Annotated in this window: 17 protein-coding genes; 11 read left to right on the top strand and 6 right to left on the bottom strand. The window is 44.6% G+C overall.

The window, feature by feature from the left end; translation table 11 throughout:
* Positions 1–90: 90 nt before the first annotated feature.
* The 7 genes from purN (at position 91) to PBT90_RS04450 (ending at position 11,001) form a co-directional block, all read left to right on the top strand.
* On the top strand, positions 91–648 hold the full coding sequence (gene purN / locus PBT90_RS04480; protein ID WP_270131794.1) for a phosphoribosylglycinamide formyltransferase: 558 nt from the start codon (positions 91–93) through the stop codon (positions 646–648).
* Between the two features lie 114 nt (positions 649–762).
* Entirely contained in the window at positions 763–2,289 is a 1,527-nt protein-coding gene (gene purH / locus PBT90_RS04475) for a bifunctional phosphoribosylaminoimidazolecarboxamide formyltransferase/IMP cyclohydrolase (protein WP_270131792.1), read from the top strand.
* A 302-nt stretch (positions 2,290–2,591) separates the two neighbouring features.
* The gene (cysS, locus tag PBT90_RS04470; RefSeq protein ID WP_264809195.1) at positions 2,592–4,082 is read left to right on the top strand and encodes a cysteine--tRNA ligase; all 1,491 of its coding nucleotides are present in this window, start codon (positions 2,592–2,594) and stop codon (positions 4,080–4,082) included.
* Complete coding sequence (locus tag PBT90_RS04465; protein ID WP_264809194.1) at positions 4,072–5,049, top strand: M28 family peptidase; 978 nt, start codon at positions 4,072–4,074, stop codon at positions 5,047–5,049. The genes cysS and PBT90_RS04465 overlap by 11 nt, the downstream gene beginning before the upstream one ends.
* A gap of 70 nt (positions 5,050–5,119) precedes the next feature.
* Positions 5,120–6,139 carry a LacI family DNA-binding transcriptional regulator gene (locus PBT90_RS04460; RefSeq protein ID WP_264809193.1) on the top strand — a complete coding sequence of 340 codons (1,020 nt, stop codon included), beginning with the start codon at positions 5,120–5,122 and terminating at the stop codon, positions 6,137–6,139.
* A 142-nt stretch (positions 6,140–6,281) separates the two neighbouring features.
* Positions 6,282–7,427, top strand: coding sequence for a galactokinase (galK, locus tag PBT90_RS04455; protein ID WP_270131788.1), 1,146 nt, complete (start codon positions 6,282–6,284; stop codon positions 7,425–7,427).
* Between the two features lie 133 nt (positions 7,428–7,560).
* Positions 7,561–11,001 (top strand): ThuA domain-containing protein, encoded by a 3,441-nt coding sequence (locus PBT90_RS04450; protein ID WP_270131786.1) that lies wholly within the window; start codon positions 7,561–7,563, stop codon positions 10,999–11,001.
* Positions 11,002–11,093: 92 nt separating this feature from the next.
* On the opposite strand, the gene PBT90_RS04445 is transcribed toward PBT90_RS04450, so the two are convergent.
* The 3 genes from PBT90_RS04445 to PBT90_RS04435 form a co-directional block, all read right to left on the bottom strand.
* Positions 11,094–11,465, bottom strand: coding sequence for a hypothetical protein (locus tag PBT90_RS04445; RefSeq protein WP_264809190.1), 372 nt, complete (start codon positions 11,463–11,465; stop codon positions 11,094–11,096).
* Positions 11,466–11,556: 91 nt separating this feature from the next.
* Positions 11,557–12,273: an NIPSNAP family protein gene (locus tag PBT90_RS04440; protein ID WP_270131783.1), complete on the bottom strand. Its 717-nt coding sequence runs from the start codon at positions 12,271–12,273 to the stop codon at positions 11,557–11,559.
* A gap of 50 nt (positions 12,274–12,323) precedes the next feature.
* Positions 12,324–12,692 (bottom strand): transmembrane 220 family protein, encoded by a 369-nt coding sequence (locus PBT90_RS04435; protein WP_264809188.1) that lies wholly within the window; start codon positions 12,690–12,692, stop codon positions 12,324–12,326.
* A gap of 90 nt (positions 12,693–12,782) precedes the next feature.
* Between PBT90_RS04435 and PBT90_RS04430 the strand changes: the two genes are divergently transcribed.
* Positions 12,783–14,498: a mechanosensitive ion channel family protein gene (locus tag PBT90_RS04430; protein ID WP_270131780.1), complete on the top strand. Its 1,716-nt coding sequence runs from the start codon at positions 12,783–12,785 to the stop codon at positions 14,496–14,498.
* 4 nt (positions 14,499–14,502) lie between these two features.
* Here the strand turns inward: PBT90_RS04430 and PBT90_RS04425 are convergent, their stop codons facing one another.
* From PBT90_RS04425 to PBT90_RS04415, 3 genes are all read right to left on the bottom strand, one after another.
* Complete coding sequence (locus PBT90_RS04425; protein WP_270131778.1) at positions 14,503–15,525, bottom strand: SMP-30/gluconolactonase/LRE family protein; 1,023 nt, start codon at positions 15,523–15,525, stop codon at positions 14,503–14,505.
* 322 nt (positions 15,526–15,847) lie between these two features.
* Entirely contained in the window at positions 15,848–17,329 is a 1,482-nt protein-coding gene (locus PBT90_RS04420) for an arylsulfatase (protein WP_270131776.1), read from the bottom strand.
* Positions 17,330–17,357: 28 nt separating this feature from the next.
* Complete coding sequence (locus PBT90_RS04415) at positions 17,358–18,626, bottom strand: sugar isomerase (RefSeq protein WP_270131774.1); 1,269 nt, start codon at positions 18,624–18,626, stop codon at positions 17,358–17,360.
* 585 nt (positions 18,627–19,211) lie between these two features.
* Here PBT90_RS04415 and PBT90_RS04410 point away from each other — a divergent pair.
* From PBT90_RS04410 to PBT90_RS04400, 3 genes are all read left to right on the top strand, one after another.
* A complete protein-coding gene (locus PBT90_RS04410) occupies positions 19,212–21,332 on the top strand; it encodes a bifunctional aldolase/short-chain dehydrogenase (RefSeq protein ID WP_264809183.1) in 2,121 nt (706 codons plus the stop codon).
* Between the two features lie 219 nt (positions 21,333–21,551).
* Positions 21,552–22,586: a GntR family transcriptional regulator gene (locus tag PBT90_RS04405; RefSeq protein WP_270131771.1), complete on the top strand. Its 1,035-nt coding sequence runs from the start codon at positions 21,552–21,554 to the stop codon at positions 22,584–22,586.
* A 10-nt stretch (positions 22,587–22,596) separates the two neighbouring features.
* A complete protein-coding gene (locus tag PBT90_RS04400) occupies positions 22,597–23,922 on the top strand; it encodes an FGGY-family carbohydrate kinase (RefSeq protein WP_270131769.1) in 1,326 nt (441 codons plus the stop codon).
* The last annotated feature ends 11 nt before the right edge of the window (positions 23,923–23,933 follow it).

The following is a 23,933-nucleotide window of genomic DNA, read 5'->3' as shown; positions in this document are numbered from 1 at the left end:
AAAAAAATCAAGTTTAAAAAAAGAGCGCCATCACGCCATTGCGGAAGAATTCCTTTAATTTCGCTGGTGTCATACTAAACCTGCACCTCATTGAAACGCTTAGCCATTTTAGCATCCGGAAGCGGCTCCAATGCCGAAAAAATCATGGCACATTTTCAGCATTCTGCAAAAGCAGAAATCGCACTCGTAGCCTCCAATAAACCCGATGCCTTTGTCCTGGAGCGGGCGAAGAAATTCGACGTGCCCACTTTTACGTTCAGCAGAAAGGAAATGGATGCCGGACAGCTCTTGGAGAAATTACGGGAGGAAAAGATAGACTGGGTGATTCTGGCTGGTTTTTTACTAAAAATCCCGGTAGCACTGACCCGTGCTTTCCCGGACCGTATGGTCAATATTCATCCGGCTTTATTGCCAAAATATGGAGGCAAAGGCATGTATGGAACACATGTACATGAAGCCGTAAAAGCGGCCGGCGAAAAAGAAACCGGCATCACCATTCACCTGGTCAACGAGCATTACGACGAAGGGAAAATAATCTTTCAGGCCTCCACCCCAGTCACAGAGGAGGACACTCCAGAAAGCATAGCCGCCAAAGTACATGAGCTGGAGCACCGGCATTTTCCTCAGGTGATAGAGGGATTAGTTTAGAAAAGGCTCTCAATCATTCTTTCCACACTCCTCCTTTTAACCTTTTTTCCTACCTTTGCATTTCGCTAAAGCGGACATTTATATCCTTTAGAAATCAAACAAATCCATTCTTAAATGGCAACAAAAAAAATTCAATCTGCCCTAGTCTCTGTCTTCTATAAAGACAATCTCGAACCTATCATCGCCCTACTAAAAAAACACGGCGTGACCATCTACTCTACCGGTGGTACACAGAAATTTATAGAAGAACAAGGTGCGGCTGTAACTCCTGTTGAGGAATTGACCAGCTATCCATCGATTTTTGGTGGTAGGGTAAAGACCTTGCACCCGAAGATTTTTGGAGGGATTCTTTACAGAAGGGAGAATGAAAATGACCTTTCGCAGGCAGCAGAATTTGACATTCCGGCCATTGATTTGGTGATCGTGGATCTGTATCCATTTGAAGAAACTGTGGCTTCAGGGGCATCTGAAGCAGATATTATTGAGAAAATAGACATTGGAGGCATTTCCCTGATCAGAGCAGCAGCGAAGAACTTCAAAGATGTGATCATCATTGCTTCTAAAGACCAGTACAAAGAACTGGAGCAGAAACTAGCCGATCAAGACGGGGCTACAACCCTTGAAGACCGTCGCTATTTTGCAGCTCAGGCATTCCAGGTTTCTTCTAACTACGATACGCATATTTTCAATTACTTCAACAGGGAAGAAAATATCCCAGCTCTGAAAGTTTCAGAAACCAAAGCAAAAGCCCTTCGCTACGGAGAAAATCCGCATCAGGCCGCTCATTTTTATGGGGATATGGAAGCGCTATTTGATCAGTTGAACGGTAAAGAGCTTTCTTATAACAACCTGGTGGATGTGGACGCAGCTGTCAACCTGATCGCTGAATTCAAAGGAGAAACTGCCTTTGCGATCTTGAAGCACACCAACGCCTGTGGAGTAGCTTTGGCACCTACCGTGAAAGAAGCCTATCAGAAAGCTTTCGCAGCAGATACCACCTCCGCTTTTGGGGGAGTTTTGGTCACCAACCAAACCGTAGACCAGAAGGCCGCTGAGGAGATGCACTCTTTGTTTTTCGAAGTGTTGATCGCTCCGGATTTCACACCGGAAGCTTTGGAAGTTTTGACTGCCAAGAAAAATAGAATCTTGCTGAAACAAAAAATGGAGCTTCCTGGCACCAAAATGATGAAAACGCTGCTCAACGGAGTGATTGAGCAGGACAAAGATCTGGCTACTGAGACCAAAGCGGACTTCACAGTAGCTACTAAAAAATCTCCCACAGAAGCTGAAAAAGATGCCTTGGTTTTCGCAGCGAAAATCTGCAAGCACACCAAGTCCAATACCATCATCCTATCCAATGACAACCAGATGTTTTCATCCGGCGTAGGCCAGACTTCCCGTGTGGACGCCTTGCAGCAGGCCATAGAAAAAGCCAAGTCCTTTGGCTTTGATCTAAATGGAGCAGTGATGGCTTCAGATGCATTCTTCCCATTCCCTGATTGTGTGGAGATCGCTGGCAAAGCCGGAATCACAGCTGTAGTCCAGCCAGGTGGCTCGATCAAAGATCAGCTGAGCATAGATTACTGTGACGAAAACGGCATGGCAATGGTCATGACGGGAGTGAGACACTTTAAACATTAACTAGTGATCCTTTGGGGTTTTACGAAGCCCGAAGGTTTTTCTTTCCTATTAAATCCTTAGAGTTTCCTAGACTTGTAAGGATGGGTCTCAAGACCTTCTGAAGTTTAATTCGGAGGGTCTTTTTTCTTTCTCCGAAAAAAAACACCAAAGTGATATAGACTAAGATTTTACTAATTTGGTAAGAACCTATCCAAATTCACTTAATTCTTCATTTCCCGACCCGAATCCCCTATTTTGCAGACTGAATCAATTTTGGGCTTTTCCCGTTCTTGGTTCTTCATACTTGAATCTTGATTCTATCAATGAAATCGCATCAATTAAAGCTTTACAACACTCTTTCCCGCAAGAAAGAGAACTTCCAAGCCATCAATCCTCCTTTTGTAGGATTATATGTCTGCGGTCCCACAGTTTACGGTGACGCACATTTAGGACACGCCAGACCTGCAGTGACTTTCGACACAGTCAATCGCTACCTCACCCACCTGGGCTATCGTGTAAGATATGTCAGAAATATCACCGATGTAGGCCACCTGCAAGGAGATGCAGATGAGGGCGAAGATAAAATTGCCAAAAAAGCCAAACTTGAGCAGCTGGAACCCATGGAAATTGCGCAGCAATACACGGATTCCTACCATAGAGACATGGCTTTGCTCAATACTTGGAAACCCAATATAGAACCCCGAGCCACAGGTCATATCCCTGAGCAAATCGCTTTGGTAGAAGCCATTTTGAAAGAGGGTTTGGCCTATGAGGTCAATGGATCGGTGTATTTCGACACCTTGAAATACAATGAGAAAACTCCTTATGGAAGACTTTCCGGCAGAATCATCGAGGAGCTGATGAGCGGAAGCAGAGATCTGGACGGCCAAAGCGAAAAACGTAATCCGGTAGACTTTGCACTATGGAAAAATGCAGCTGCTGAGCATCTGATGAAGTGGGATTCCCCTTGGGGTGTTGGATTTCCTGGTTGGCACCTGGAGTGTACAGCCATGAGTTCAAAATACCTCGGCAAGCACTTTGATATCCACGGTGGCGGGATGGACTTGATGTTTCCGCATCATGAGTGTGAAATCGCCCAAGGAAACGCCTGCAATCACGAGGATCCGGTAAACTACTGGATGCACAATAATATGATCACTATCAACGGTCAGAAGATGGGCAAATCTTTAGGGAATTTCATTACCCTACAGGAACTGTTCAATGGGGATCATGACCTTTTGGAGCAGGCCTATAGTCCGATGACCATCCGTTATTTCATATTGACAGCGCATTATAGATCTACCTTGGATTTCTCCAATGATGCCTTGAAAGCTGCGCAAAAGGGCTACAAAAAGCTGATCAATGGCTTGAGAATCGCAAAAATGCTGCAATACCAGGCGGCTGAGGCGGATCGTGATGAAAAGCAGATTCAGCAAATCGAATCCAGCATCAGTAATGCCTACCGGGCCATGGATGATGATTTCAATACGGCGCAGGCGATAGGGCATTTATTTAATTTATTGAAAAAAATCAACTCCATGTACACCGGACAACTCCAGCCCGCAGTATTGGGGGAAGAGATTTTCAATGCCTTGATTACAAACTTCATCACCTTTGTAGAAGATATTCTAGGATTGATGGAGGAGAAATCAGATTCGCAGCATAAAATGATCAATTTGCTATTGAAGCTTTATTCTGAAGCAAAAACTGCTCGTGACTATGCCAAAGTGGATGAAATCAGAGCAGGATTAAAAGATCTGGGATTTGTGGTTAAAGACATGAAAGATAAAATTGACTGGGCATATGAAGAATAGGATTTGGCTAATCACCTTGCTGGCCCTGGCGGCTGCATGCAGTGCCCCCAAAGAAGAGGCTAGTACGATTGTAGAAAAGGTAGCCAAACCCTACCCTACATTCTCTTCGGATTCCGCCTATGCCTTTGTTCAAAAGCAAGTGGATTTTGGCCCTAGAGTACCAGAAACTCCAGGGCATGCAGCCACACAAACTTGGCTGATCGAAAAGCTCAAAGGCTATGGCTTCACGGTGGAAACGCAAGACTTTGAAGCCAATACTTATGACGGGCTGACCTGGAATCTTAGTAATATCATCGCAGCTTACCATCCTGAAGCCAAAAAGCGCATACTACTCGCAGCACACTATGATACCCGGAGAATTGCCGACAAGGACACCGAACGCCTTGATGAACCCATAGATGGTGCAAATGACGGGGCTAGCGGAGTAGCTGTACTTCTGGAAATTGCCCGGGTGATCGGCACCCAGGAACTAAAGCCAGAGGTGGGCATAGACATTATTCTATTTGACGGAGAGGACGATGGGGAACCTGAACATGCCAAGGTCAAGGACAATAGCAAAGTTTGGTGGTGTCTAGGCTCCCAGCATTGGTCCCAAAACAAGCATCGTGCAAATTACTCCGCCTACTACGGAATCCTGGTCGATTTGGTCGGAGCCAAAGGAGCACGTTTTTACCGGGAAGGATACTCTAGAAAGTATGCTTCGGGAATTTTGAAAAAAGTATGGGACAATGCCCATCAAGTAGGTCAAGGCGACTTCTTCATCTACAAGGATTCACCGGAAATCCTGGACGACCATGCCTTTGTCAATCAATATGCGAGAATTCCGATGATAGACATTATTGAATATTCACCTGATTTTGGCTTTGGTCAGTATCACCACAAGCATGCCGACAATATGGATATCATTGACCAGAGAACCTTGCAGGCTGTGGGCGAAACCGTTTTATTTACAATTTACCAAGAGTAAAAGCTTATATTTCCTACTTGGTTGGTTCCTTTAGAGTAAAGGGACCTGTGAAGCTTAAAGAAATATCCAAATGAAGAAAGGTCATCAGGTAACGATGAAAGAAATCGCCAAGAAATTGGGGGTATCTGTTTCTACCATTTCCCGAGCGCTGAAAGATTCTCCTGAACTCCATCCCGAAACCAAAAGGAAGATCGTGGAAATGGCCAAGGAGATGAATTATCAGCCCAATCTTCTGGCTCAAAGTCTAAGGATTTCACGCACCAAAACTCTGGGGGTAATCGTCCCTGAGATCACTTCTCATTTTTTCGCTTCCTGCATCAGTGGCATTCAGGATTTTGCCAACACCCGCGGGTATAACATTATGATTTGCCAGTCCAATGAGTCCATAGACCTGGAAATGGCAAACATCAAAACCTTGGTTTCCTCTCAGGTAGATGCCCTGTTGATTTCGCTAAGCCGGGAAACCAATCATTATGAGCATCTTTTGGATTTATACAACAGAGAAATTCCTTTTTTGCTTTTTGACCGGGTAAATGAGGACATCCCTGTATCCAAAGTCACCTTCAACGATGTGGGAGGAGCTTATGAGGTAACCAAGCACCTGCTGGAGAACGGTTGCAAAAAAGTGATGTACGTCTCCGGACCGGAGGATCTTTATATTTCCAAAAAAAGAAAAGAAGGCTACATGCAGGCATTGGAGGATTTTGGAGTTGAGTTTGATCCGAAAATGGTCAAAATCTCCAATCTCACCACTGAGGGAAATATTAAAATCGGGCAAGAAATCGCCGAAATGAAAGAAAGACCCGACGGTGTTTTCTGTATGATCGACCCTGTTGCCCTGGATATTCTTGCTTACTGGAAGGAGAAGGGCATCCGAGTACCACAGGACATGGCGCTGGCTGGGTTTACCAATAACCCTTCCTCAGCAGTGGTAGAACCCTCTCTCACCACTGTCGCTCAGCCTGGGTATGAGATGGGGAAACTTGCGGTCACACACCTGCTGGACCAGCTGGACGGGATAGCCTCGGATGATCCTATTTCTATAGTATTGGACACTACTTTGCTCCCAAGAAAGTCAACGGAGAAATAGACGGCTTGCAGTCTATCTTTGCACCTTGTAAAGAGCGTGGACCAAGTGCCGTTTGCAACCTACATCAACCCATAGGACTGGCAATTCCCCACGACTACTTAGTCATAAAGCCTTAAACCTTTGATAACCTATTGAATACTAAATGAAAGATAAAATTGCCAATCGCTTCAAGAAACTTTTTGGGAGCGAACCTTTGATAGCTTTTGCGCCAGGACGAATCAATTTGATCGGAGAACACACTGACTACCAGGAAGGCCTGGTATTTCCGGCAGCGGTAGAACAGGGCATATATGTGGCAATACAAAAAAACAAACTAGACCATTGCAGGCTCTATGCTTTTGATCTGGATGAAGAGTTTGATTTCTCGCCAGATTCACTTTCCCCCAAAAAAGGACACTGGGCCAATTATACCATGGGAATGTTAAGTCAGTTTCAACAGGCTGGATTCCAAACAGCCGGTTTTGACCTGGTCTTTGGCGGAAACATACCCGTAGGCTCTGGACTCTCCTCTTCCGCTGCACTTTCTGTGGCTATTGGCACCGCCATTTCCAGTCTTTTTACACTCACTGTCTCTAAAAAGTCACTGGTACTTTACGCTCAAAAATCCGAGCACCTCTTTGCCGGGGTCAAATGTGGCATCATGGACCCCTATGCCTCCACCTTTGGCGCAGAAGGACATGCCTTACTGCTAGACTGCAGAACTAACAGTCATTTCGAAGTAGAAGCTGATTTTGCACATTACTCCTTGATCCTGGTCAATTCGAACGTAAAACATTCTCTGGCCGATTCTGCTTATAACAAAAGAAGGGAAGCCTGCGAGGAAAGTGTACGCGTCCTACAGGCAAATTATCCTGAGGCGAAAACCTTGCGCGACATTCCGGTGGACCAACTTGAACAAGTGAAACAACTGTTACCTGCCGCACTTTTCCCTAAAGCCAAACATGTGATAACGGAAATAGCCCGGGTGGAATCAGCTTCAAAAGCCTTGCATGCTGGAGACCTGGACATGTTTGGAACACTACTGAAGGAATCGCACGAAAGTCTCAGCAGGGACTACGAAGTCAGCTGTCCGGAACTGGATTTTCTGGCCAGCGAGTCCTGGAAACTCAAAGGAGTTTTGGGTTCGCGAATGATGGGCGGAGGTTTTGGAGGATGCACCATTAACCTGGTGGAGACTGCTGAGCTCGCAGACTTCCAAAAAACCATGACATCCATTTATCAGCAAGCGTTTAATATTGAAGCTGATTTCATCCCTGTCAGACTATCTCAGGGAGCCCAAATATGCTGAAAGTCAACTTTTCTGACCTTCTATTGTATCGAAATGACAAATTCACAAATTTATCTTATAAATTAACGGCTGAATAACGAAATCGCATTCACCACAATAAAACAACCCAATTTATCTCATCAACAATAAACCTATGAACTTCTCAAAAAACCTACGAAGCCTGCTATTACTGGGACTAGTAGCTTGCTTAGGGTTCTGGAGCTGTAATTCACGCTCAGGCAATCCTAAGGTACTTGTATTCAGCAAAACAGCTGGATTCTACCATGAATCTATTCCGCAAGGTGTCGCAGCGATCCAAAAACTTGGATCAGAAAATGGATTCGATGTAGATACCACCACCCAGGGCAGCAGTTTCAATGAAAAAAACCTAGCCCAATACGCTGCCGTAATTTTCCTCAGTACCACAGGCGATGTTTTGGATCATGTACAAGAAGCCGAATTTGAACGCTACATCCAGTCTGGAGGCGGGTTCGTCGGAATCCATGCCGCAGCAGATACAGAATATCACTGGGGCTGGTACAACAAGCTAGTGGGAGGTTACTTCATCGATCATCCAGGAATCAATGACCCGCATCCAAATGTACAAGCAGGGCAGGTCAACGTCGTGGATTCAAGCCATCCTTCCACTTCCTTCCTGCCTAGTCCCTGGGAGAGAACTGACGAGTGGTATTCTTACCAGAAAATGAACCCAGAAGTCAACATCTTGATGACTTTGGATGAAGATTCTTACCAAGGAGGTTACGACATGGGAGAGCACCCTATCGCTTGGTACCATGACTATGACGGAGGCCGTGCATTTTACACAGGCGGAGGTCACACCAGTGAGTCTTTTTCAGAAGAATTATACCTCAAGCATCTATTGGCGGGGATTGAGTATGCAATCGGCGATAATGCAGAGTTGGATTACTCCAAAGCAAAAAGCAAGCGGGTACCTGAAGCCAATCGCTTCAGCAAAACCATGCTGAATGTAGGTGATTTCACAGAACCAACGGAATTGACCGTACTGCCAAATCTAGATGTTTTGATCTCGCAAAGAAGAGGTGAGATTTTGCTTTACAACAGCCAAACAAAGGAAATAAGTGAGGTAGCAAAACTGGATGTGTATTGGAAAACTTCTGTACGTGGAGTAAATGCCGAAGAAGGAGTACTAGGAATTCAAAAAGATCCAGATTTCGCAGAAAACAATTGGGTTTACGTGTACTATTCTCCTACCGAAAAGGAGGTGAATAGACTTTCCCGCTTCAAGTTTGCGGACGGAAACTGGGATATGAGTTCCGAGCAAATTATCTTAGAATTGTATTCTCAGCGGCAGATTTGCTGCCATACCGGCGGTTCCATTGCCTTTGGCCCTAACGGAGACCTGTTCCTTTCTACAGGTGATAACTCCACTCCATTTAACCAGTCAAATACTCAGTTCACCAACAATGGCTTTGCTCCACTCGATGGCAGATCTGGCAATAAGCAATTTGATGCAAGAAGAAGTTCTGGAAATGCGAACGACCTGAGAGGTAAAATCATTAGAATTAAAGTGAAGGAAGACGGTTCATACGATATTCCTGCAGGAAACCTTTATGCACCGGGAACTGAAGGCACCAAACCTGAGATTTATGTTCAGGGACTACGTAATCCATATAGAATTTCCATAGATCAGAAAACAGGATTTTTGTACTGGGGTGAAGTAGGTCCAGATGCCAATGCTGACAGTATGGCTACCAGAGGCCCTAGAGGGTATGATGAGGTTAACCAGGCGCAAGAAGCAGGACATTTTGGATGGCCATTTGTCATCGGGAATAATTTCCCATACCGTCAATACGACTATTCCGATGGTACTTCCGGTGAACTCTACGACATCAATGGTCCTACTAACGACTCGCCAAACAATACCGGAATCGCTCAGCTCCCTCCTACCCAGCCCGCTCTTATCTGGTATCCATATGGAGAGTCCAAAGAATTCCCTTCATTGGGCACTGGAGGCAGAAATGCCATGACCGGTCCAATTTATTACTCTGACATGTACAGTGATGAGAATAAATTGCCGGACTATTTCGATGGCAAATTGATCATCTATGATTGGGTTCGGGGTTGGATCAAACTAGTGACCCTGACAGAAGAGGGAGACTATTCAAAAATGGACCCATTCATGGCTGATACTAAGTTCAATGCGCTGATCGATTTGGAAATGGGGCCTGACGGGCACCTTTATGGACTGGAATATGGAAACGGTTGGTTTGCTAAAAACCCAGATTCAGGACTTTTCCGCATTGATTATAACGGAGGCAACAGAGCTCCGGTAGTCAAAGAAATCACAGCAGACAAAACATCTGGAGCCAATCCGGTCACAGTGACCTTTACTGCTGATGCTTCAGATCCAGAAGGAGACCCAATGACTTATACTTGGGATTTAGGAAATGGCGAAACCAAAACCACCGAAGAGCCTACACTCACGCATACCTTCAACGAAACACGGGAATATATGGTAAACGTAACCGCCAATGATCCTGCAGGCTTACAGGGAGCAGGTATTCCAGTTTCTATTTATTCCGGAAATATCGCCCCTGAAGTGTCAGTAGCCATCAAAGGAAACCAGGCATTCTATTTCCCAGGTAAAGAAGTAGCGTATGAAGTAATCGTAAGTGATGAGGATCATCCAGATGCTGCCAGCGATAAGGACAATTTATATGTAAGTGCAGATTACCTGGAAGGGTTGGATCAGGCAGAGGCAAACCAAGGACACAAAATCCTCACCGATGCCATGGTAGGAAAGTCTCTAGTGGCTTCTTTGACCTGTAAGACTTGTCACAAGGAGGCTGAAGAGTCCATAGGGCCAGATTACACTTCGGTTGCTAAAAAGTACACCGACCGGGATATCCCTTATCTGAAGAAGAAAATCAGAGAAGGTGGAGCAGGTGTCTGGGGAGAAACAGCTATGCCAGCAAATCCTGATTTGCCAGAATCTGAGCTGAATGCATTGATCAGCTATATACTTTCTTTGGATCAGGAAACTCAGCCTAGCCTTCCAAGTGCCGGCACTATTGACCCTACTTTGGGCAAAACTGCCACTCCTACAGGTGTATTGATGATTAGTGCTTCCTATACCGATCAAGGTGGAGCTAACATCAAGCCGCTGACCGGCTCATCTACTTACCTGCTTTCCAGCAATACCGTTGATCTGGGCAGTGCAGTAGAACTGGATGGAGGATACAGCAAAATGGCGTATGGAGGAATGAATCTTTTGATGGTTCCGGCTACTCCAGGGTCTTTTGCTATTGCCAATGTAGATCTGACTAATATTTCCTCGGTGACCTTAAATACAGCCACTATGGCAAAACTAACGGATGGATTCACATTCGAACTTAGGCTGGATAGTCCGGATGGGCCAGTTGTCGGAACCAAGGAGTATAACCAAGGTCCGGTAAGCGCTCCTGAAGGACAACCTGCTTACGAACAAGTGAATATTCCAATCACCGGACAGGCTGATGGAGCAATGCATAAACTTTACATTACTTCAAAAACACTGAATGGAGGTACTCCAGGCACATTTATCCTAGCAGGATTAACGTTCAACTCAAACTAAAAAGCAACCACCAACCTACAAAAAAGCCATTCCGAAACTATTTCGGAATGGCTTTTTTACGATACCTAACCAAAGCTTGTTACGCTTTTGGCTCAACCATTTTCACTACTGAAAGCGCAAACTGACTCTTCTGGTTGCCAAATAGTAACTGCATCTTCCAAATCCTCAAAAGTATATTCTTCTTCGATTTGATTTCCACCACAGTCATAGAGTACCAAAGCCCAGTTTGCAAGAGGATCACAATTTCCACTATAGAACACTGTCTCTCCTTCAAAAGTAGCCTGAGTGATGTAAGTGTACTCAGGTCTCGGGCTTGATTCTGCATTCTCTTTGATAGCTTTGAGCCAAGCTAGCTCTTCCACAGGATCCGCCACGCCACAGGCTGTAGCAGGATCTTCATCATCCTTACAGGAAAAACACAGAGCCGTGCTCAGAAACAATACGGGTAAAAGGACTTTCTTCATGATAAAATTGGAGTTAAATAATCAAGTTTAACCCCAATACGAAGAATTCAGCCTACTCGCTACAGGTCCATCTAAAACTTCCTGAAGGAATTTACTTGATGGGAGAAAAAGGCAGAGTCTGCAAATAAACTGCATCTACTTTTTCCACGATTTTACCATCCAGTTCAGATCCGTTTCTGGCTTGAACCCAAGCAGGATCTTTGAGGAAATTCTGCCACGCTCGCTCAAAAGCCGGCAAGTCTTTGTCTCCCAGAAGGTAAATCAACCTCGGCTGGCTCCCATCCCTCTCCACACTGACCCAATACGGATAATTTTTCAATCCCTGCTTATCAAACAGTGCCTGGGTATAGTCTTTAAACCTCCTGATCAAATTGTCCAACCGACCATCATAGCAAGTATAAATTCGGAGCTGAAAAACACCACTAGGCTGCTGCTTCGGAAGATTATTGAGTCCTGGAGCCAACCGCATGAAGGTTTGTTCCACCTGTTTGACCAAGGGGCCATTCACCTCAGAAGCCATTTTCGCTTCTTGCCATTCTGGATCATTTACAAATTTATCCCACATCCTATCTCTAGCCTTTTCATCAGGGTATCCCAAAATGTAAGTCAGAGAATTGTCCTCGTTTTCCACAGGAACAAAGTACATCAGGTTTTCCATCCCGCTTTTCTCAAATAGGCGCAGCGTGTGCTCCTCAAAACGCCGGACCAGATCCGGAAGCTTGCCCGGGTTTGCGTAGTATTTCCGCATTTCGAAGTATGTAGAGGTGCCTTCGAGCTGCTGCGCAAAGCTGAAGCTAGATAGTATCATAAGCGAAAGAAGGGATAGTATGGCTTTCATAGAGGTAGTAATAGATCAAGTTAGGCCTTTCCTTTCCAGGCTTTGTACAGCGCCGGGCTTAGCACCAAAGCGATAATCATCAAACCGAATGTCTCCCGGTTTTCTTCCATGGCTGGCGTCTTCATGGTCAGGTCTTTTTGCGCCCACTCATCAGAAATCCAATCTCCTACACCTCCTGGAAAAAAGTAAATCGCCCCCAAAACACAAACTACCACTACAATGGTCAAAGGTATTTTAGGGAATATCCCCCTTACCGCAAACACACAAAACAGCATGGCCATAGCATAAATGGTCACCCAAACTTCCGGATCCACGTCGTTGAGTTGCCAAAAAGCAAAGAGTGCAAAAAGGAAAATCCAGATTCCATAAAAGATCTTATTGAAGGTCATGATTAGTTTGGAGTTAATTGATGTCTCAGAAAATTGATGAATTTTAGTTATTTTGACTGCGAACAGCTTTGCAAAATACCCAGCAGATCCATGAGGATCAAGGAAATATTTCCAGTCATGAATGATTTTTGTCATAACCTCAACCTGATGTATAAGCCATTTTTATTGCTCTTTTTTCTTATGCTAAGCTTGCCTGCCACACAGGTAAATGCCCAAGAGACAGCTTCAGATTCTTTGGAAAGTGTTGAGTATGAAGCGAGCCCAGTGCTCTTCTACGAGGACACCTTGTTTTTCATACGCACGAAATTTGGACCCTATTCTGCCGAAGAGCGCGCAAAAAACCAATCGGAAAGGCTTAACCTATTGACTGAAGATGAGGCCTTTGATACTGCTAAAATAAATATCATAGAGGATGAACTTTCCGCAGAAATACTGCATGGAGATCTGGTATTGGCCAGCATCACCACCCTCGATGCAAAACTTCTGGGTAAGGATAAAAATGAACTTGCTCAAGAATATGCTACTGCTATAAAAGACAGCTATGTAAAAAATCATGGAGAAAAAAGCCTGATCAAAAACCTGATCCGCACAGGGATAATTTTGGGTATTCTCATCGTACTGTTGATCCTGGTGAAATACATCAATAAAGGGTTTAACTCCTTGATTAATTTCATCCTGCGTAAATGGCGCAATTACTTTCGGGGCATCAAAATAAAGAACATTGAAGTCCTGTCTGCCAAAAAAGAGGAACGACTGCTTTTTGTCATCATGAGAATTTTAAAGGTAATTCTGATTTTCACCCTCATTTACCTGTCCCTCCCCATTGCTTTTTCGATCTTTCCGGCCACAAAAGGCCTTTCAAGCATATTATTGAATTATGTGATTTCTCCATTAAAATCGATTGGGATTTCATTTTTTGGGTATATCCCGGAGATGATCATGATTTTGATCGCCTGCTCTATCGCCTACTACCTGGTAAAAGGTATCAATTTAATTTCGGCGGAAGTAGCCAATGGCAATCTGTCTATCCCGGGTTTTTATCCTGAATGGGCTAAACCTACCTTCAATCTGGTTAAGATGTTGGTGATAGCCTTTACCTTTATTGTTATTTTCCCCTATCTGCCGGGATCTGACTCCCCAGCTTTCCAAGGGGTCAGTGTATTTTTAGGATTATTGATTTCTTTGGGGTCGTCCTCTGCCATCAGTAATATTATTGCTGGCCTAGTGATTATCTACATGCGCGCATTCAAACTTGGAGATCGTGTGAAAATTGGTGAAACTACAGGGGATGTGATCGAGAAAACCATGCTGGTCACCCGTCTGAGAACCATAAAAAATGAGGAAGTAACCATCCCTAATGCCTCAATTCTTAACGGTAGAACTATCAATTATTCGGCAGAAGCAAATGGTCCGGGCTTAATCTTGCACACGACTATTACTATAGGATATGATGTGGAGTGGCGCCAGGTTCATGAGCTACTTATAGGAGCTGCGCTAAAAACAGATATGGTCTTGAAAGAACCCAAACCCTTTGTGCTGCAGACAAGCCTGGATGATTTCTACGTGAGTTATCAAATCAATGCATACACCGCTACACCAGAGAAAGCAGCCCAAATCTATTCTGAACTTCATTCCCTCATTCAGGATGCATTCAATGAAGCTGGCGTAGAGATTATGTCGCCTCATTTTCGAGCTGCCAGAGATGGCAACCCCCTTGCTGTTCCACCCAGCTATTTGCCCGAAGGCTATGTGCCACCTTCATTTAAAATTAAAAGCAGCGCTGAAAATCAGGAGCAAAAACCCTAAAGGTTTACTTCATCTTGATCCGCATTAAAAAATTATCCGCAGTCATATACAAATAGTTTTCCTCCGTATCAAAAGTACAGTTACTGGTATTTTGACCTGTAACAATAGTCCCCAGATGATCTCCTTCTGCGCTGATCACCCAGATTCCTCCAGGACCGGAAGCAAAAAGATTTCCTGCTTTGTCCACAGTGAGTCCATCAGGCAAGCCGGGCTTACCGCTGCCCACACTTCCTGTGGCATCCAGCAAAATTTTTCCTGAAGTCACCTCACCTTTTTCGTCTAGAGTATAAGCATAGTAACGCGCCTTACCAGGATCCGACTGCGCTATATACAAGGTGCGTTCATCCGGACTGAGACCTATCCCATTGGGCCTGCTCAGGCTGTCTATCAGTAGTATCAGCTCCCCGCTTTGATCCAATCTATAAACCCCTTGAAAATCCAGTTCCTTTGGATCCCAATCGTCCAGGCCGTATGGAGGGTCTGTAAAAAACAATTGTGCAGATTGGTTCATGACCAGGTCATTGGGGCTATTGAATTTATCGCCTTCGTATGCTCCGGTCAATTCCTCATAGTCTGCGGTAGGAGTTGCGATAGGCGCGAGCATTTTGGCTATCCTTCTTTCGCCATGCTGGCAAAGTATTAGGTTTCCTTCATGATCCAATATCAACCCATTAGAGCCAGGTTCCCGCTTCCCTTCTCTATCCCCCAAGTAACCCGAAGGCTCTAAATATAAGCTGATACTATCTTCTTCCGACCACTTCCAAACCTTGTTTTGCGGCACATCAGAGAATATCAAAGCCTGCTCAGATTCCAGCCATAAGGGTCCCTCAGTCCAATCAAATCCAGCCGCCAAGACTTCAATCTGGGCATCCTTACTGATTAGTTTGTAAAAATCTTCAGATTCTGCCCTTAGAGATCCCACCTGGGGACCTTTACTATCCTCCTCTTTTTTGACTTTCTCCGCGCATGCCAAAATCAGCAGAATAGAAACAGAAAAAACAGCTACACTCAATTTGATTTTTTTCACTTATCTTTTTATTTATTATCAGTCTACGCTTTTTTACTAGTATTAAGCCTAAAGCCTTAAAGGAATTGCTTACCTGCAAAGGCAGGTCATCGGTCTTCCGACCAGCTGAGCAAAGAATTATTGGCTACGACCATGATTGCATATATCCATGTTTCTTATTGTATTTATTCCATATTCAAACAAAACTCTTAGAAGAAAACAGGACAGTAAAGGACACTTTCAATAGTTCGAGAATCTATATTTAGTCTTACAAAGGTTTTATTGTAAAATAGATTGGGTATTAAAGGCGGGGATTTATTCTCCGTCTTTTTTTAGTTCAAGCCTATTGCCCCAATTTCTCCCTTTCCTCACTATACAGCCCAAAAACTGGATTCGGGCTATGTGCTGTCTGCATCAGTGCTTCTAACTCTTTGACTTTAGCTGGATGCTCCGCAGCAATGTTATTCTCCTCACCTGGATCTGCGGCCAGGTCATACAATTCTGTTCTTCGCTCTCCTTTACCAAAAACCTGAAGCTTCACCGCCTTCCATTTTCCTTGGCGGACAGCCTGTTTTCCACCCTGCTCATGAAACTCCCAATACAAATACTCATGCTCCGGTTGGTTCCCCTCTCCAAGCAGAGTGGGCAAAAAGGATATTCCATCTATGTCATCTGGAACATCCGCGCCTCCGATCTCTGCGAAAGTTGGCAGTAGGTCCCAAAAAGCAGAAATATGATTATTGCTACTACCTGCTTTGACTTTACCCGGCCACCACGCGATCATGGGAGTACGGATTCCTCCTTCATACAAATCCCGCTTATGCCCCCTGAATGGCCCATTACTATCAAAAAAATCAGGGTCTGCCCCGCCTTCTCTATGGGCTCCATTATCAGATGCAAAAACAATCAGCGTGTTTTCAGCTAAGCCCTGCTCTTCCAGTTTATCCAATACTTCACCCACATACACATCTATTCGCTCCACCATCGCAGCGAAAGCGGCATGCGGATAGTCATGAGGCTGGTAGGCAGAGATATTCATATCTGGTCCATAAGCAGAACCTGCATTGCCTTTATATGGCTTTTCCTCAGCAAATTTTGACCTGTATTTTTGATAAATCTCATCATCTGGTGCTGCCAACTCGGCATGAGGCATCACAATCGGCATAAAGAGAAAAAAGGGTTTGTCCCTATTTTGATCTATAAAGGAAAGAGTCTCTTTTTGGATCAAATCGGGAGCATAGACGGCCTTCTCGGTCCAGTCATTCCCTTCGAGGATGATTTTCTCATCATTGTGCCAAAGGTGGGCAGGATAGTACCTATGGGCATACCGCTGGCAATTGTACCCGTAAAAATCCTGAAATCCCTGATTGGATGGATCTCCTGAGGTGCCAATAAAACCCAGTCCCCATTTGCCAAAAGCTCCGGTCTGATATCCGGCCTCTGCCATCACCCGAGCCAGCGAAGGAATGGAATCCGGCATGGGGTATTGCCCTTCTGGTTTCACTTCCCTATTACCCCGTATGGGAGTGTGACCGGTGTGCAACCCGGTGATTAGCGCAGATCTGGATGGAGCACAGACCGTCGCTCCCGAATAATGATTAGTGAAAAACATCCCTTCAGCAGCCAGGCGGTCGATATTGGGAGTTGCAATGTACTCTTGTCCCAAAAAACCCAAATCTCCATAGCCTAAATCATCAGCCAGGATAAATATGATATTGGTGTAAGCTGGTGATTTTGGGGTTTCTGATTTATCAGAACTACAGCCAAATGTTAAGAATCCTAGGGCTACCAGGATATTCAAAAGAGGTCTTAATTTAAAATTCATCCCCTAATGTAAGGAGTTTCATCAAAGTCTAAAACAGCACATTTTGGGATTTGCTATACCTTTCCTGTACGAGTTTGTTACGAATCATCAGCACTCTGTACGCCTCCAGCGGTTCTGCTGCCCCGCCGGAAAGCACTCTTGCTTCACTCACCAAAGGCCTGACATCTGTGAGATAGGCTTTTTGTAAAAGCTCCTCAGCTTCGGATGATTTCCCTTGCTGCTGGTACTCCCTTAATTTTTGCCGGTCCACTAAAAGTGCCTTGGCATAGGCTATGGTGACTGCTTCCAGCGCCTGGATCAAATCCACCAGCGGATCCTGGGTATTGTAGCTGGCCTCTATCATCCAGGAAAAACTCTTCCAGCTCTGAGCGCTATCTAGATCAGCACCGATCAGTTCATTGAAAATCAAGAATAGCTGATAGGCATTGAAACCCGATTTTTTGGGGTCATCACTTGCAAACTTGCTTTCATTGAAATGAAACCCACCAAGTAAGTGCTGATAGATCAAAGTGGCGACTAGCTGCTCCACGTTGGACTGAGAGGATTGACTCCCCACATCAACTAGGATTTTGGCCTTCGAGCCAATTCGCTTGGCCAGCATAGCAGCGGTTCCCCAGTCCGGCACTATGGTAGGCTGGTAATTGGCTGCGTGTGGCTTGTATTTTAACAGCATATCCCATTCTGAAGGCAGGTAGTCGTAAATTTCCGTCAGGGATTGCTCTGTGAACTGAAGCCTACTTCTAAAGTCATTTTGACCGGGATACACGCTCCCTTCATTCAACCAGATCGATATTCCATTGCTCCCTAGCTTCTTGCCAATATCTATCACCTCCTCATGCTGAGCAATGGCTTGGTCACGCTTTTTTGGATCTAGGTGTCCCAAAGCCGCAAGGGATTTCTCCGAACTATCATGAGGATCCAGCCTACCCGTGCTGTTCATCGCCGCAAATTTCAGATGTACATTTTCAGCTATTTCTTTAGCCTCCTGTATATCTTCAGGCCTATCCCAAGGCATGTAAACGGATACCGCATCGGTTTTTTGGGTGAGTTGCTGGATCAGTCCTATATCCTGAATTTTCTCTACCAAATCCCTGGGAGCTCCTCCCATTCCTTGCTTGGATTGCTTTCTCCCCAAGTCTCCCAATGCAGCACTGGGAATGGCGATTTTAAAATCACGGATTTTTGAAATGACTTCATCCATATTCTCAGAAGCATATTGCTCTCTAAGAATTTCCAGTGATTTTGCGTGAATTTCATTGGAAGAAAATATTGCCAGTTGCTCCTCTTTTATTCTCATCTATCTAGTAGTTGTAGTCAAAAGACCCAATTTGCGGACTATTTGTACAGTCTAAGGCTTCCTCAAGAATAGTTACTTGTTACCCAGTGGGATTCTGCTGCGAAAACCTCCACTGCATGCTGCACCTCAATTTTTGGCTAAAGGGGTAAATGCTCCACCTTTTCCACCAAAGCATCAAGCCTGATCGATAATTTACCTATTATACTGGGGCATTCCGCCTAAAAAGCCTATTCATTCCATACAAGATAAAGACCAAAAGCACTAGATTAAAAAATGATCCCAAAAAGGAATTGGACTTAGTACGGGGGATTTTTCATGATAAAATGATAATTTTAGAATAAATCAAAATCAGGGCAAAACACTAGTTTGCCATTTAGTAGTAGAAATAGACCGACTATTTCTACTTAGGGCTATTCCTTTGAAACGCACTATGATTAAGCCCATGTAGGCGGCAGAAACCTATTGATTATTCATTCATATATGAGCTTAAAAAAATCATTAAATCTCACCCTGCTCAAGACAGCACAGGATACCTAATGGAAACTTTTCGCTCATATTCACTTTCAGAACAATTTGCAAAAAAGCATGAACCAAACAACTAAAAACTTTAAGCACGTCAGTTACTTGTGGGATGAAGCTGTAGCTTCCAAACTGGAAGGCAATGAAGTCGATTTACTTATATATAGATCCAACATTCTCGGTGCTGACCTAAGAATCACCAATTATGGCGGAGGTAACACCAGCTGCAAAACATACGAACTCGATCCTCTGACTAAGGAGGAGGTAGAAATCATGTGGGTAAAAGGCTCTGGTGGAGATATTGGCACCCTGACCAAAGCTGGTCTGGCAGGATTGTATGTGGACAAACTACGTTCGCTGAAAGGAATATACAGAGGGTTGGACTTCGAAGATGAAATGGTAGAACTGTTTAACCACTGCATCTATGATCTGAAGTCCAAAGCTCCGTCCATCGATACGCCATTACATGCTTTCTTACCCTTCAAACACATAGATCACCTGCACCCTGATGCAGCCATAGCTATAGCCGCTTCCAAAAACGGGGAGCAGATCACCCAGGAACTTTGGAAAGGTCAAATCTCATGGGTACCCTGGCAGCGACCTGGATTTGACCTGGGACTGCAGCTCAAGCAGTCTCTGGATGAAAATCCTGGAATCCGTGGAATCATGCTTGGAGGACACGGCCTTTTCACTTGGGGCGACACAGCCTACGAATGTTACATGAACAGTCTCGAAGTCATAGAAACAGCATCTGAATACCTGGCAGAAAACTATGGTAAGACCAGGCCTGTATTTGGAGGGGAAAAAATTCAGTCCTTAGCTCCAGCTCAGCGAAAAAGTCAAGCTGGAAAGATCGCTCCACTCTTGAGAGGATTGGCTTCTTCCGAAAACCGGATGATAGGTACTTTTACAGATGCTCCGGAAGTGCTGCAGTTCATCAACAGCAATGACCTAAGTAAATTGGCTCCAATGGGAACAAGCTGTCCAGATCACTTTTTGAGAACCAAAATTTCTCCTTTGGTACTGGACATACCCGCTGACGCAGATTTATCTGATCCTACAGCACTGAAAGAGCAGATTGGCAAAGCTTTTCAGGAATACCGGGAAATGTATGCGGATTATTATGAAAAACACAAGCATTCCAATAGTCCTGCCATGAGAGATCCAAATCCTGTGGTCATCATCTGGCCAGGAGTGGGCATGTTTAGCTATGCTAAGAACAAGCAAACCAGCCGTGTAGCCAGTGAGTTTTACATTAACGCCATCAATGTCATGCGTGGTGCTGAGGCCGTTTCAGAATATGTTTCTTTGCCGCTTCAGGAAGCTTTTGATATAGAGTACTGGCTGCTGGAAGAAGCCAAACTTCAGAGAATGCCCAAAGAAAAGCCGCTTTCCAGAAAAGTGGCCTTGGTTACTGGAAGTGCTGGCGGTATAGGTCTGGCTATCGCAGAAAAGTATATCCAGGAAGGAGCCTGCGTGGTAGTCACCGACATTGACGAAGCTAGACTGAAAGAAACCAGCGAGGCTTTGAATAAAAAATACGGGAAAGATGCTTTCCTGGGCGTACAGCTAGACGTCACTGATGGGGATAGCCTGGCCGCAGCCATAGAAGCTACCTGCTTACAATTTGGTGGAGTAGACATCATAGTCAATAATGCTGGAATTTCTATTTCCAAGCCTTTTGAACAGCATACCGATCAGGACTGGGATAGGCTTAACAACATCCTAGTAATGGGCCAGTATCAGGTATCCAAAGCTGGAGTAAACATCATGCGACTGCAGGGTCAGGGCGGAGACATCGTCAATATTGCCAGCAAAAACGGATTAGTTGCAGGGCCAAAAAATGTAGCCTATGGCACATCCAAAGCCGCCCAGCTTCACATGTCCCGGCTAATGGCTGCTGAGCTTGCTGATGACAAAATCCGAGTGAATGTAGTCAACCCGGATGCAGTGATCGAAAACTCCAACATCTGGGAAGGCGGATGGGCAGAAAATCGCGCCAAAGCTTACGGCATTGAAGTGAAAGATTTGCCGCAATACTATGCTAACCGAACCCTACTGAAGGAAAGCGTCAAAACCAGCGATATCGCCGATGCAGCCTTTGTCTTTGTAAGTGGGCAACTAGGCAAAACCACAGGAAACATGCTGAATGTAGATGGTGGGCTGGCAGCAGCCTTCCCTAGATAGAATTAAAAATTATGATTTTCCGCTGTGTGACCGGTGAGGCTACATGCTTTGATTGAAGTGACAGGAGACTGAAGACAGGAGACCAAATCGGCCACAATTTTAGGATTTCACTATCCTAGGTGGCTTTGGTCGCGCTTCTGGTAGAAAAGCGGATCAGCATCATGAAAAAATAATAAACCTCTTATATTACCTCTAGTACCCTCAATAACCCAAAATGCCATGCTAGTTGATAAATCTGACCGAATCCTTACAGACTCCCGTACGCCAAAATACATGCAGGTAGTCAATCTCATTTTAGATGAAATTGATAGCGGAAAATTAAAAATTGGCGACAGGATCCCTTCTATCAACGAAACCAGTTTTGATTTTCTGCTTTCGCGGGACACCGTAGAAAAAGCCTATAATGAGCTGCGAGACAGAGGTATCATCACCTCTGTCCGTGGCAAGGGCTTTTATGTGAGCTCCACCAATATGACCAATAAAATGAAGGTTTTATTGATCTTCAATAAGCTGAGTTCATACAAGAAAATCATCTATTACTCCATCGTAGAAACCCTAGGAGATCAGGCTACAGTAGATCTGCAGATACATCACTACAACAAAAAGGTTTTTGAATCCATCATGGACCAGCATCTGGGTGATTACAATTATTATGTGCTGGCGCCACATTTCTTCGATGAAAACAACCACCCCGAAACCTGCTACGAACTGATCAAACAGATCCCGAAGGATAAACTCCTGATCCTGGATAGGGCAGTGAAAGATCATGAAAATGAGTTTCCTGGCGTTTATCAGGACTTTTCCAGAGATATTCTGGAGACTTTGGAGTCAGGCATATCACATCTCAGAAAGTACTCCCGCCTGATATTGGTGTTTCCCAAAGGTGACATGTACCCGGTGGAAATCATCGATGGCTTCAAGCGCTTCTGCTTTTTCCACAATTTCAACAACCTGATATTGGATGGTATAGACGACGAGCCGCTTTATGAAGGGGATTCTTTCATCGTTCTGGCAGAGACTGACCTGGCCAATATCGTTAAAAAATCCAGGGAGCAATCCCTACAGCTGGGAAAGGACATTGGAATTATTTCTTACAACGAAACTCCGCTAAAAGAAATCTTAGCTGAAGGAATCACCACCATTTCCACTGACTTTATCCACATGGGACAGTCTATTGCCAATCAGATTCTGGGAGAAGAAGACAGGATTCCCCTGAAAAACCCATTCAAAATGATTATCCGAAAATCGCTTTAAGGGCGTAGCTATGAGTAAAACTCCAGTAACCGCTGTTTTTGACATTGGCAAAACAAACAAAAAGTTTTTCCTTTTTGACGAAGATTTAAACGTAGTATTCAGCACTTATACCCGACTGGATCCCATCCCGGACGAAGACGATTTTCCCAGTGAGCCGCTAGGGCCGCTTTGCGAATGGATGTTACAAACATTCAAGGAGGCACTCAAATCCGAGGAATTTCAGCTCAAGAAATTAAACTTTTCCTGTCATGGAGCTAGTTTGGTTCACACAGACGCAGCTGGTAATCCCACTACGCCACTTTATGATTACCTCAAACCTTTCCCGGAGGATTTGCTCAGTAGGTTTTATGAAGAAAATGGAGGCAAAATGAACTTTTGCCGGGCTACATCTTCCCCTCCCCTGGCCATGTTAAATTCTGGGCTGCAATTGTATTTCATCAAATACGCCAAGCCGGAGCTCTTCCGGAAAATCAAACATTCCTTTCACTTCCCTCAGTTTCTGAGTTTTCTCTTCACAGGAGAAAAAGTCTCTGATTACACCAGCATAGGCTGCCATACAGGACTTTGGGATTATGAGGCAAATGATTATCACGAATGGGTAGATCGTGAAGGTATACGACCATTACTACCGCCGATTGTCCCGGGAAACACCTTATTGAAAACTAAACCAGAACTGGGCAATATCCCCTGTGGAATAGGCGTGCACGATTCCTCTTCCGCACTTTTGCCTTATTTGAAACAGGAGACGGAACCTTTTGCACTACTATCTACAGGTACCTGGGCCATCACCATCAACCCGTTCAATAAAACCAAACTCACCAAAAAAGAACTCAAGCGTGATTGCCTGCATTTCCTCAGTATCAAAGGAGTTCCTATAAAAATATCCAGATTGTTCATTGGGGAAGAGCACAAACACCAAATTGACGAACTGTACGCTCATTTCAATTTGCCTCTGGGCACCTACAAAAAGTTGAAATTTGAGCTGGAAATCTATGAGAAAGTAGCCAGTCAAAAGCAAAAACGAGTACGGTTTCAGTACTTAACCCCCAGCTTGTTTGACCAGGAGCAGGCAGAGGCCAACGACTGGTCCGTATTTCCTGAGTTTACCGAGGCCTATTATACCTTTATCCACGAGCTGACAGAACTACAGGTGGCCTCCATACAATTGGTCACCCAAAATGCTCCGGTAAACAGATTATTTGTTGACGGGGGCTTCAATGCGAATGATATTTTTGTGGAAATGCTCCGGTTAAAACTCCCAGAAATGACCATAATCCCCAGTGATTTTCCTAATGGTTCTGCATTAGGAGCCGCAATGCTGGCATCAATGAACTAGATAGGCTAATT

Origin of the sequence: Algoriphagus sp. TR-M9 (assembly GCF_027594545.1) — a bacterium.
Lineage (GTDB): Bacteria > Bacteroidota > Bacteroidia > Cytophagales > Cyclobacteriaceae > Algoriphagus > Algoriphagus halophytocola.
The sequence above is the reverse complement of the archived record's forward strand: the minus strand, read 5'-3'. Positions and strand labels throughout refer to the sequence as shown.

What these genes read in the sequence shown, in the direction of transcription:
- purH (WP_270131792.1), top strand. Translation starts at nt 763, where the DNA reads ATGGCAACAAAAAAAATTCAATCTGCCCTAGTCTCTGTCTTCTATAAA.
- cysS (WP_264809195.1), top strand. Translation starts at nt 2,592, where the DNA reads ATGAAATCGCATCAATTAAAGCTTTACAACACTCTTTCCCGCAAGAAA.
- PBT90_RS04465 (WP_264809194.1), top strand. Translation starts at nt 4,072, where the DNA reads ATGAAGAATAGGATTTGGCTAATCACCTTGCTGGCCCTGGCGGCTGCA.
- PBT90_RS04460 (WP_264809193.1), top strand. Translation starts at nt 5,120, where the DNA reads ATGAAGAAAGGTCATCAGGTAACGATGAAAGAAATCGCCAAGAAATTG.
- galK (WP_270131788.1), top strand. Translation starts at nt 6,282, where the DNA reads ATGAAAGATAAAATTGCCAATCGCTTCAAGAAACTTTTTGGGAGCGAA.
- PBT90_RS04450 (WP_270131786.1), top strand. Translation starts at nt 7,561, where the DNA reads ATGAACTTCTCAAAAAACCTACGAAGCCTGCTATTACTGGGACTAGTA.
- PBT90_RS04445 (WP_264809190.1), bottom strand. Translation starts at nt 11,465, where the DNA reads ATGAAGAAAGTCCTTTTACCCGTATTGTTTCTGAGCACGGCTCTGTGT.
- PBT90_RS04440 (WP_270131783.1), bottom strand. Translation starts at nt 12,273, where the DNA reads ATGATACTATCTAGCTTCAGCTTTGCGCAGCAGCTCGAAGGCACCTCT.
- PBT90_RS04435 (WP_264809188.1), bottom strand. Translation starts at nt 12,692, where the DNA reads ATGACCTTCAATAAGATCTTTTATGGAATCTGGATTTTCCTTTTTGCA.
- PBT90_RS04430 (WP_270131780.1), top strand. Translation starts at nt 12,783, where the DNA reads ATGAGGATCAAGGAAATATTTCCAGTCATGAATGATTTTTGTCATAAC.
- PBT90_RS04420 (WP_270131776.1), bottom strand. Translation starts at nt 17,329, where the DNA reads ATGAATTTTAAATTAAGACCTCTTTTGAATATCCTGGTAGCCCTAGGA.
- PBT90_RS04415 (WP_270131774.1), bottom strand. Translation starts at nt 18,626, where the DNA reads ATGAGAATAAAAGAGGAGCAACTGGCAATATTTTCTTCCAATGAAATT.
- PBT90_RS04410 (WP_264809183.1), top strand. Translation starts at nt 19,212, where the DNA reads ATGAACCAAACAACTAAAAACTTTAAGCACGTCAGTTACTTGTGGGAT.
- PBT90_RS04405 (WP_270131771.1), top strand. Translation starts at nt 21,552, where the DNA reads ATGCTAGTTGATAAATCTGACCGAATCCTTACAGACTCCCGTACGCCA.
- PBT90_RS04400 (WP_270131769.1), top strand. Translation starts at nt 22,597, where the DNA reads ATGAGTAAAACTCCAGTAACCGCTGTTTTTGACATTGGCAAAACAAAC.